Below are 10,421 nucleotides of genomic sequence, written 5' to 3'. Positions count from 1 at the left end.
AAACTACTAGCTGATGAGCTACTATTTCCATCCCACAATGGTCTTATTTTAACGCAGATATAGTATCTGCATCAACTTCAATGATTGATTTCCATCCCACTATGGTCTTATTTTAACACCGTTTTACCACTCTAAAAACATTTTTACGTTATTTCCATCCCACTATGGTCTTATTTTAACCCCTGTCATATAAATGAAATTGATTACATTATAAAAGATTTCCATCCCACTATGGTCTTATTTTAACACTGAAAAAATAGACGAGGTAATAGGTAAAGAAATTTCCATCCCACTATGGTCTTATTTTAACAGTTGAGAATTTTCCTTATTTCCCTATAAAGAAAGTTGTATCTTCCCTTATTTAAAACTTTTTATCTCGAACCTATGATCTGGAGCTCTATATATAAAGACGTGCGACTAGTTGTTTGGTTTTATTTTCTAAAATAAAGAACATGCAGTTGCACAAACTAAAAAATAAACAATATTTGTAAGGAAAACATGATAAAACTAACCATGATACTTAAACTAAGCTAGATCTTAATAAATCCTAACATCTAAATATATAAAAAAATCATAAAACGTGGTCGGTTCGAGACGGTCTATTTATCCTTAAAATCAAAATTAAAAAACATATAAACTATAGAATTAAAAAATATGGATAACTACGAGGATAACTATTAAGAAATAAAAAAATATTATAAGTTATTTATTATTTCATTGTTTAATTTATCAAATATATTTATTTCATCCTTGTTTACGATATTGAAGAATTCTGATTTAATACTTTTGAAATACTTATTAATATCTTCATTAATTCCATTGAGTTTTAACATATGTCTTATTTTTTCATTATTTATACCTTCAAAACCATGGGCCACTATTGTTGTATGCCTTAGGTTGTTATAGTTCTTTTTATACATTTTTTGTATTTTTTCATAGGTCCTGAGCTCACTTGAATAGTATCCATATAAATAACCTATCAATTTCTTGTAAGTTGGAGTATTTATACAAATATTATATTCCACTTTACCGTTGCGTGTTATTATATTTCCACTTCTATCCTTCTTTTTGCAGTTTTCTTCGATAAAACTCCTTAGTTTTGATACGCCCTTATGATTTACAGGCTTGTTAAATTTAATTCCATTTGACAAATATCTTAAATAACTTCTAATTTTATTGTTTAAGTCCTCCACACCAATATTTTTAACATTAACAAACCCAGATGGTGGATTGTTTCCCAATTTATAACTAATTTCAGTTTTCGTTTTTTCAAACCACTTTAAAACAAAATACTGGCCCATAGCCTCCTCCAATCTATAAACCCTTGCTAAAAAGTTCGCATAGTTTCCATTTTTTAATTCAATTTCCATATTGTCCAAAAGTTCAAGGATAAGATATTCTAACTTTTTAATCGTGTTACTCTCATTCCTTAGTTTCTTTAATCTCTCCTCATTGTAGTATTTTACTGCATTATCGAAATCAAAATTTAATCGGTAATTTAAGTGTTTAATTAACTTTAAAACTTCTTCATCATCTTCATAATATTTTTTAAATGACAATGCACCAGTATAATTGTAATTCCTAATTAAATCTTTTACTTTTTCTTTTATTATTCTATTTTCAAAGAACCCCATATTTGCTGGACTAACTTCTCCATTAACAACCTCTGCAACTTCTGTTTTATTCTTAAATAGCGATGCTAATCTTATTGCTTCTTTACTTGTTGGGACGCCACCACTTATTTCAAATATTAATTTATCAAATTTTTTATAGTTATTATTGATTATTTCGTGTATATGATTAAACCATCTCTCTAAATTTGATGCATCAAATTTAGCAACCTTGATTTCAACCTTATTTAAATATCCTTTTTTTTCTAAAACTTTTTTAATAATTTCTGCTTCAATAAATGTATCTCCTTTTTTAAATCTTTCATCAATATTTTCATCTTGTTGATTTGTTGGAATTAAAATAATTTTTTCTATGTGTTTATTTAAACAGGACTGTATGATTGGTAAAGTTATATGATCTTGTATATGGTTATATTTTTCAAGGATTTTACGGGTATTATCCAAAAAATTACCTTTTTTAATATATAATTCATTAGAGTCCAAATCGTTGTTTTTATCTAATATATCTCCCAAGGTTTCTTTTAATTTATGCTCAAACTCTTTTTTAAACTGTATATCCCTATTCCCTAATGTGCAAATTAGACAAATTCCCATTATATCACTTTTAAATATGGTAAAAATAGAGAAAGTTTATATAAATATATTAATCAGTTTTTTTACAAGACGTATATCTTCTATAATTTCGTTTTCATTGGACTTATCTTCGTTGTATAGTTCAATTATATTCTTTTTAGAAACCCCCATAAATCCATGTGCTATAATTGATTTATTTCGCAAATCTGCTAAACTTTCTACTTTTTCCAATTTTTTAGGGGCTTTTTTAGTTTTATTATTTTTATTCAATTTATCCATTATATTATGGATCTTTTTGTATTTTTCAAGCCCTTTATTTTCTATTAAATACCCTACTAAATGAAACAGTGAATGTCTATTAACTCCCTTATCGATTTTTACTTTTTTCTTAGTCAAATAGTCTTTTATATCAGGATTTTCATTTAATAGCTCTTCATATTCATAAAATCTACTATCTCCATTGATATTCTTTTTATCCATAGATTTATTGAATTCTTTTTCAACGATCGTTTTCAATACCGCCTCTTCCAATCTAAATAACCTGCCTACAAAATCTACATAGTCTCCATTTTTCCATTTACTTTCTATACTGTCTATTAATAAATTAATTAGTAATTTATATTTTTCAGTAGTTTCTTTTAAATCATTGGTAGATTCATCACTTTCTAATTTCCTTAATAACTCTATTTCTCGTCTAATGTCTCTTCTATTTTCTATATTGGCTTTATTGAAAGCCTCATTAAGTTCATCAATTGCTTGTTCAAAATCAAATAAATTTTTAAAATGCAGAGCTCTTAATTTATGATATTCCCAATCTTCGATAATCTCATGTTCTTTCCCAACTTCAGATGCCAATAGATACATTTCTGATTCTTTATATGCGTTATAGTCCTCATTTTTAAATTTTTTAAATAATATCTTCCCAATATCATTTTCCTGTGGTTTTTTACCTTGTGGCTTGTATAATATCTTTGTTTTTGTTTCCCATTTTAGTATTCCATTTATTATAAGACTTGATATTTGGGCAGGAGTTCCCCCAGTTATTCCAAGATATACATCATCATAATGATCATCTAATCTGCTAAGAAGTTTAGAATATTCTTCAAGCATTACTGCATAGTCAGATGGGTTTTTATTTACTTTAATGATTTCAACATTACCTTCTAATTTTGGGTATTTCCTTATTAACCATTCTTTGATTATTTCAGCGGAATAATATGTATCTTGGTCATGTGAATTATCCTGCATTGTTGCTAACAGTTTAATGTTCAGTTCATCATACAGTTCGCATATAATTTTTATTTTATCTTTAATTAAAATTGGTTCCAAGTCCAACTTTTCATGAGCTCCGCTTAAATATAACTCTCCTGTGAATTCAAAAAAACTTTTAGAATTCAGATATTTCTCTGTTATTTCATTGTATGTTTTGTTACATTTCTCACGAAGTTTTTTGGATTTTTCTATATTCTTATTATCAAATAACGCAACTTCTCCATATCCTAAATCCCTATTACCCACATTTGATAAAAACAGTGCTTTATTCATTTTATCCCTTCAATTTTTATCCATCCCATAGGTATTTCTTTTTTAGAATCAATTACACGCGTTCGTGGGAATTCTATATAGTCGTTTACAGGCTGAACTAAGAATTTACCTGTCCTTTTATCTTTCCCTTTTTTCAGCGGGAGTATTCTTTTTATTAAATTTAAATCCTTGTTATGCTTCCATAATAATAAATAAATGGTTTTAGACAAAAATCCGCTTCCAGAACCTAATAATAAATAAAATGCATTGTTATTGTTTAAGTCATTTAAAATTTTGTTTTTATAAAAATCCTTTAAACCCTGTGGTAAATACCTATTTTTCATTTCAAATTGAATAATCGTTCTTGTAAGATTGTTACACATGTTTTTTATTTCTTCAAAATTGTTTGGAAAACCTTTTTTTATTGTTAATTCAATGGTAAATTCAGAACCTTTTTTCAATGCTTCCTTACATTCCTTATTTCCGTATATATTTGATTTATTTTTTCTTTTATATTCTATATTGTATCTTCTTGTTTCGATAAATTCGAAATTATTGGAATCTATAAAATCGCTGTCGGTAATTAACAAATATTTAAAGAAATCATCTTTAATTTTACCTATGGCATTCTCTACAACAGCACTTCCTTTTTTATTGTTGTATATTCCTCTATCTTTTAAAATACTAACTAATTTATCAATATTTTTATCATAATAATCAAAAATATATGCTGTTCTTATGGCCCCCTTTAGTGAGCTCCCAGGAACGTAGTATTTTCCATTCTGATTTATGAATTTTTTAATCTGCACACTTGCATCTTCTTTAATTTTGCAGTCAATTTCTTTTAAAATGAACTTATCAGGATATATATTTATACTTTCATAGGCCTCTTTTACGCCAATTTCCATTCTATTGTTCCCCATGTTAGATTTTATTAATTTTACCAACTCATCTATTTTATTTGCGTCATCTAAACTTTCCAATAACCTTCCCATATCGATTATTTTTGCCTTACTACCTTCAATATAATAATCCAAATTGGTATAAAAATCCCCACATCCTATGTTTAAATGAGATAATGTAGTAATCTTTAAAGTTTTTTTAGTGGAGTTATTTTGTTCAAATATATTCATAAATTCCCCCCTTGTCCAATTCATAAGATACTATTGGAATTAAAATAGGTCGTCCGTTCAATACAATTTCATGTTCAACAGTATCCGGTTTTAAATCTAAAACTTGCCCTTCAACTGATTTTTCACATATTGAACCTTCCGTCAATGCATAAACATTCTTTTTTAGTTTTGTAATATGTTCCATATTTGATGACGAATAAATATATCCACCTATTTTAATTAACTGATAACTGTTAAAGTTTTCAAATTCATTTTCTTTTGGAATAGTTATTGATAATACCGCATTCTTTTCTTTTGAAATGTATGTTTTGTTTTTTTGTTGATAGTTCTTACCCAATAATTTATTATCTATGCTTAAATCCTCGTTAAATTCATCTATAATTATGTCTTTAAAAATTCCTGCTCCAATACTTCGTTTTCCTCCCAATCCTTCGTCTTTCATTAACCGTATTGACGCCCTGATTTTTTTTACTAATTCCCCGTCAATGTCATTAAAATCAGCTAAAAAGTAAAATCCCACTATCTTATCATCTTTTCTAAGTGGTTTTATAAATTCAATGGCATATAATTGCCCTTTTTCACTATCTTCCAATGTAATCCCTTTTATTCTATCAATTGAAACCTTTTGCTCTATTATATTTTTAAACAAATTCATATTTTCAGGTTTATTATAACCGAACTTCTTTTTTTCATCCTCGGTTATTAAATATTCTTTTCCTATCGTTATCTTTTTCAATGTCTTTTCGTTATGTTTTTTAAGAGCCCCTATTGAAATGAATTTGATTTTTTTGAAATCCTTTGGTTTTTCTTCAATATCCTCCTGTGTATCTTTATCAAACCCGAGCATTACCATAGGTTTAGGGATAAATAATATCTCATCTTCAATTTCTGAACCATTTTTATTTTTAAATTTATATATTGCAGGAAATAACGAAGATATTTTTAATTTTTTTATTTCTTCCCCATATTTATTAAATTCATCAACCCCATATAGCTTAATAAAGTTATTAACCATTGCAGAAAATAAACTGTTGGAATGAAATACTACGGAGCTCTCTGATAAATCACCCTCTCCAAAATGGTATTTACTATTTTTATTTGGAATAAGTTTTACAATGTGCATAATCCCACCAATCATTATAAAAATAAAAAATAATTTAAAAGTTAATGCTATTCATCAAGTTATCTAAGTCGTTAGTTTTTTCAGGAGTTAGCTCTATTTCATTTACTGTCCCTTCATAATATTCTTTTGGCCTATATTTTGCACGCATTTCTTTGAATTTTATTTTACCGTACCCTCTTGAACCGCTTCCCCCTAAATAATCGTCCTCCAATAGTTTCATACCTTCAATGAATTTTTTAATTAATTCCTTATCACCATCTTTGTAGATGTTAAAAATTACTTCATATTCAAACTCAGTTCCAGCAACTACTCTTTCAATAAATCTTGGATGTTGTGCTGTTCCCTTTACCCTATCTATTACATTCTCGGGTTTTGTTTCTAGATAGTCATAAATGGTCTTTCCATCATCTAGTTTCAAATAAGCATCTCTTAGAATTGCCCTTGGTGGTTCTTTTATATTATCTGATTTATGCGGTCCGAAAAGCATACAAATATGGCAATCTGTTTTTCCACAATTGCACGGTTGTGCTTCGTTTTTATTTGTAGTAATATATTTACCATCCTTAACTTCCAGTAGACTTCTAATTTTTCCTTTTAAAGAACTTCCAGGGATAAATACTTTCCCGTTTTTATCCCTAATTACTGGATTATCGGAACCCCCTATTTTTAAGGTTTCTGCGGTCCCCCCTATATGTAATCCTGTTTTTGTCTCAATTTTACCCATTATTATTAGTTTTCCTTTTAATGTTATGCTATTCATATTTTATCCCCCTATGTTTTAATTAGATTTAGTGTATTTTTTATGGTATGCCACAACAGCCTCAAAGAATGTTTTGAAATTTTCAAAATGATTATCATTGTTCCTATCTATTTTATCCAATATCCTGCTTATTTCATTATTGAATAATTCTAACGCCTTTCTCTTGTCGGACTTTTCATTTTCTTTACTTGCATGATATGTCATTTTTGGTTTTAATAGCATTAATTTTAAATACCATTTATCATCTTTTGATTCCTTAATTTGAACAACATAGTCATAAAAGTCCCTCAATTTTGAAGATGAAATTCGTTCAATCCTTTTTTTTCCACTAATTAAATCCCCAATTTCTTCTGCCAATTCATCGGATTTTTTAATTAATATTCCTATGTTTTTAGGTTTTAAATCCAATATATTTTCAATATCTTCATCCGATAAGATTCTTCGTTCATTCTGATTTCCAGGATTTTGATAATTTTTATTTTTCTGCTTTCCCATAAAATTACCTCCCCCTTTAAATTTAACATTTGGATTATTTGCCCAATTCATTGTTGACACCCTCCTCATTTCTTGATTTTAATTCTGCAATTCTTGAAGCAATTATTATATCGTTGAAGTTAATTTCTTCTAATTTTTCCACATCACATTTTCTAATTTTATTTTCAATATCGTTTAGATAATTATCTATAAACTCCACATTATTATCCAACCCCTCTTCTTTTTTAGAATAGTTTCTATAAAGATAATATTTCATTCTCCATAGATAGGGAATATTGATTCTGATTTCAGTTTCAGGAGTATTTTTTCTTAGTGCTTTTCTTAGGTTTATGGAAGTCTTCTGAACTAACTGAACCACTCTTTTTTTACCTAATTTATCTATTGCATTTACAAACTCTTCTTCTAATTTTTTCTCATCTTCAATTTTATTCCAATTCAAAGAATGGCCAAAAATACTTACTGAATTTTTCTCCTTTTCCCCTCCATCAATTTTTACCTTATTCTCCTTTGCGTTCTCCAGCTCTTCCTCTGCTAAATAGACTCCTTTTCTGTATTCAAATTTTGGACTTACTAAAACTACCCCCGCACTTAATGTAATATCTTCATTTTCACAAACAAACTTTTTAAAGTCGTCCCTGATTTGCTTTGCCAAATCCCACACTTTATCCCATGCACCAACTATTAATGTATCATCACCTCCCGAATAGGTCAAATAAATAGAGTTTTTATATTCATCACTTGATTTGATTAGATAAGGAATATAACCTGTAAAAAACAAAGTCAGCATAGAGCTCAGTGTGCTTAATCTCGATATTGTTGCCCCGTTTCCTAAACCTTTTGTGATTATTTTACCTAAGTTATCTACATCCATCTTTAAAATGGCTATTTTGTTTGTTCCAGTTCTTTTTTTTGCATCCTCCCCCAATTCAGAGAAATCTTTTATATCTTTATCATCTAATGGAAATGCAATGCTCCAGATCTTATATGGAATTTTTAGCTCTCCGTCCTTTGGTAGGTTATACCCCTCATTTTCAAATTTAATTAATTTATAAAATTCCTTTAGTGAAGGTAATTCATTAAAAAATTTGGTTTTTTTGAATATTTTTGAATGATTATCTGAGTTATAATTGATCGTTCCTTCTTTTTCGAATTTCTTCAAAAAATTAGTTATCTCTATAAATGAAGCACAGTTTTCACATATTTTTATATGGTTATCCAATTCATTTGGATTCTTCATCTCGTTTTTACAGATTGGACATCTCTTACTCTCATCCCCATTTCCTTTTGGATTAAACAACTCCATTCCTTTGTAACTAAACTTTTTCATCTTCTTTTTAGAAGTGGCTTCTGTTGATTCCTTCCATTTATATGGAATTCCAATTTTTATGTCTTCATCCATACAATCCATTAAAAAATCAATAGGCCTTAAATCCACCTTTCCAATTGCCACATACAAATCTGCACCGAATTTTTCAAATAATATGTCGTTTATTTTTTCTTCAAAATCTGCTACTTTTTTACCATCAACGTTGTATGATAGGATGTAAAAGTGCCCCCCTCCGTAAAATAATATATTTGTTATTGGTAAGTCTAATTCTTGAATAACATATTTAGCACAGAGCTCGGTTAAAAAGTCCAAATAAAAACTCCTACCTTTGAGGGATTTATTTGCCCCTTTCGATGTAATATTAAATATAAAATCTTGAACTCCTGAAATATCCCCGTGGATTAATGAAAATAGGTCTTTATTACTGTATTTAATACCATTTTTTAATAATTTTCCAATTTTACTTATTTTTTCCGGTTTTCCCCCATATTTATCTTTAATTTCTTTTATTTTAGTTGCTTCTTTATTCAGAGTATTTAAAAGATTTTCAATATCTTCTTCATTGATTTTTTCATTTTTATATAAACTGCATGCAATAGCACAGGTAGTTTTTGAATGGTCAAATAACGAAACATCTGGCAGATATCCTTTTATCTCTTTTCCAGACTTCCAATATGTTGCAGATGGAATACACCAGGTATATTTTTGCATAAGTTGACATAACCTTTCAAAATTGTTAACATGACCCAATTCATTTAAAAAATCTTCTTTTAATTCATTATAGCTTCTATTTGGTGACAAATATATTGCCGTTTTTGATACATTTAAAGGTTTTAAATCGTATTTCTGTGAATCTTCATAATTTTTTATTTTATGGTTGCCTAATGAAATACTTTCAAAAATGGACATTAAATATTGGCTGTTTCTATTGTAGCAATCTGTTTCTTTATCCATGGTTCTTCGTTCTCCACTACTTAACCAATCGGCTAATCTAACTATTGATATAATGCCCTTTTTTATATTGTCATGATGTTTTTCCACAATATCTAAAGCTATTTTAATCTCATCTTTACCTAAATTTTCTAAAATTGGGATGTTATTCCTATGGTTTTCTAAAAATTCGATTCCAAATTTTCCATGAGTTTTTTTATTTGGATAAGTATCTGCTCTCTGGATAAATTTTCCAATATCATGCAATAATGCACCAATTTTTAATGCTTCATACTCAGGATTCATTATTCCCCCCGCAATATTTAAAAAATAATATAATGTTGAATATATTAATATTTATTAATTTCGATTTAATTTTTAAAAAATATAACCTTCTAACTATTTTAGATAATGTTGTTGAAAATAGCAATAAAAATTAAAAAAATAAAAAAGAGACGATAAAAAGAAATTTATATTAATTATTTGTTTATAACTCTTGTTATTTTGTATCTTCCAACAGCTTCAAAGTATTCTACTTCGTTACCGCTGTCGATACCTTCTACATCATCTGGCATTGGGAGCTCTAATGTTTCGTATGTTTCTAAGTCCATAATTTGTACCAAATCTCCCATAACTGCTAAAACTTGTCCTTTTCTTTTGTCAATAATTGGAACATCAATTCTTGAGGAAGATGGCCCAACGTGTTCTTTTTTAACAGGTTCAAATATACCCATTGCTGTGAGTCTTACTTTAGCTCCACCGTGTTTTCCAGGTTTTGAGTGTGTAGTACTTACAATTCTACAAGGTACGTTGTCAATAATTACATACTGACCTTCTTTTAATGAACCTAATTCAACAGGTTTTGTTCCAGGCATCCTATCACCTAAATCATATTTTTTGTTTGATTTATTTTTTTTACACATTC

At 28.2% G+C, this 10,421-nt stretch carries 8 protein-coding genes and 1 CRISPR repeat array; all 8 genes read right to left on the bottom strand.

Annotated features, from left to right (window positions below; translation table 11 throughout):
• Nucleotides 1–23: 23 nt before the first annotated feature.
• A CRISPR array of direct repeats spans nucleotides 24–310; the repeat unit is 30 nt; unit sequence ATTTCCATCCCACTATGGTCTTATTTTAAC.
• Nucleotides 311–695: 385 nt separating this feature from the next.
• The 8 genes from F555_RS0103655 to F555_RS0103620 all read right to left on the bottom strand — a co-directional run bounded on the left by F555_RS0103655 (nucleotide 696) and on the right by F555_RS0103620 (nucleotide 10,371).
• Complete coding sequence (locus F555_RS0103655) at nucleotides 696–2,225, bottom strand: hypothetical protein (protein ID WP_018153865.1); 1,530 nt, start codon at nucleotides 2,223–2,225, stop codon at nucleotides 696–698.
• A gap of 36 nt (nucleotides 2,226–2,261) precedes the next feature.
• Nucleotides 2,262–3,749, bottom strand: coding sequence for a hypothetical protein (locus F555_RS0103650; protein WP_018153864.1), 1,488 nt, complete (start codon nucleotides 3,747–3,749; stop codon nucleotides 2,262–2,264).
• Nucleotides 3,746–4,861, bottom strand: a complete 1,116-nt coding sequence (gene csm5, locus F555_RS0103645) for a type III-A CRISPR-associated RAMP protein Csm5 (RefSeq protein WP_018153863.1) — start codon at nucleotides 4,859–4,861, stop codon at nucleotides 3,746–3,748. The genes F555_RS0103650 and csm5 overlap by 4 nt, the downstream gene beginning before the upstream one ends.
• Nucleotides 4,848–5,984: a type III-A CRISPR-associated RAMP protein Csm4 gene (gene csm4 / locus F555_RS0103640; RefSeq protein WP_018153862.1), complete on the bottom strand. Its 1,137-nt coding sequence runs from the start codon at nucleotides 5,982–5,984 to the stop codon at nucleotides 4,848–4,850. Before csm4 ends, csm5 begins: the two co-directional genes overlap by 14 nt.
• A 34-nt stretch (nucleotides 5,985–6,018) precedes the next feature.
• Entirely contained in the window at nucleotides 6,019–6,744 is a 726-nt protein-coding gene (gene csm3, locus F555_RS0103635; RefSeq protein ID WP_018153861.1) for a type III-A CRISPR-associated RAMP protein Csm3, read from the bottom strand.
• 18 nt (nucleotides 6,745–6,762) lie between these two features.
• Nucleotides 6,763–7,290 carry a type III-A CRISPR-associated protein Csm2 gene (gene csm2, locus F555_RS0103630; protein ID WP_018153860.1) on the bottom strand — a complete coding sequence of 176 codons (528 nt, stop codon included), beginning with the start codon at nucleotides 7,288–7,290 and terminating at the stop codon, nucleotides 6,763–6,765.
• Nucleotides 7,274–9,802 carry a type III-A CRISPR-associated protein Cas10/Csm1 gene (gene cas10, locus F555_RS08990; RefSeq protein ID WP_018153859.1) on the bottom strand — a complete coding sequence of 843 codons (2,529 nt, stop codon included), beginning with the start codon at nucleotides 9,800–9,802 and terminating at the stop codon, nucleotides 7,274–7,276. Before cas10 ends, csm2 begins: the two co-directional genes overlap by 17 nt.
• Before the next feature lie 173 nt (nucleotides 9,803–9,975).
• The gene (locus F555_RS0103620) at nucleotides 9,976–10,371 is read right to left on the bottom strand and encodes a translation initiation factor IF-5A (protein WP_018153858.1); all 396 of its coding nucleotides are present in this window, start codon (nucleotides 10,369–10,371) and stop codon (nucleotides 9,976–9,978) included.
• Between the last annotated feature and the right edge of the window lie 50 nt (nucleotides 10,372–10,421).

It is taken from the genome of Methanothermococcus thermolithotrophicus DSM 2095, from assembly GCF_000376965.1.
GTDB classification, from domain to species: Archaea; AGJL01; Methanococci; order Methanococcales; family Methanococcaceae; genus Methanothermococcus; species Methanothermococcus thermolithotrophicus.
This window is presented reverse-complemented; position numbering and strand designations above follow the sequence as displayed.